This window comes from Roseibium denhamense (assembly GCF_009711415.1).
Classification (GTDB): Bacteria; Pseudomonadota; Alphaproteobacteria; order Rhizobiales; family Stappiaceae; genus Roseibium; species Roseibium denhamense.
This window is the reverse complement of the sequence record NZ_SMLZ01000038.1, coordinates 1-645: the sequence shown is the minus strand read 5'-3', so window position 1 is coordinate 645 and position 645 is coordinate 1. Positions and strand designations below refer to the sequence as shown.

At 51.0% G+C, this 645-nt stretch carries 1 pseudogene; it reads right to left on the bottom strand.

Annotated features, from left to right (window positions below):
• Positions 1–184: 184 nt before the first annotated feature.
• A pseudogene (locus E1180_RS00115) lies at positions 185–645 on the bottom strand (DDE-type integrase/transposase/recombinase); the annotation flags it as partial.

The window sequence follows — 645 nt, the reverse complement described above, 5'->3', positions numbered from 1 at the left end:
AAAATACGGAAAGATGGAACTCTTAATCGCATTGTATCCAAGTATCAATCTGGGCCTATTATTGACCGGCTTGTGAAACGGCCAGACTGTTAGGATCAGGCGCCAAGCTGGGTAAGCCGAATTATTGAGTCGCTGTTGCATATATAAAAAATTGGGCAGGTGTCGGATTGTATCCGACTCGTGTTCAGGCGTTGGCATCCAGAAGATGGTTTTTGAGCATGGTCATCGCCTCTGCCAGAGCGTAGGTGCCAATGCCGAACGTTCGTTCAACGATGCGAGCTTCACCGAGAACATCATTTGAGAAGTTGGAGATGCCGGCTTGGCCTTGTGCAGAGCGCGCATGACCTCAAAGCCCTTGATGTCGTGTAGGCGAACTCCAACGTTTGAAAGCGCGCACCGGCCGGATCAGCTGTTTCAGCTTGCCGTGATCGGTCTGAACGACATTGTTCAGATACTTGACCTGGCGATGTCCAGTGTCTTGTGGGCATTTGCCATCTGCGCTCAGCGCGGAAATGGCCACGCCCTATGTGAGAACCTTATCGGTATTGATCGCACGGGGCTTTTCCCAGTCTTTCAGCCCTCTCAAGACTTTGCCCAGGAACCGCTTGGTTGCCTTGGTATTACGGGTTGCAGAGAAATAGAATT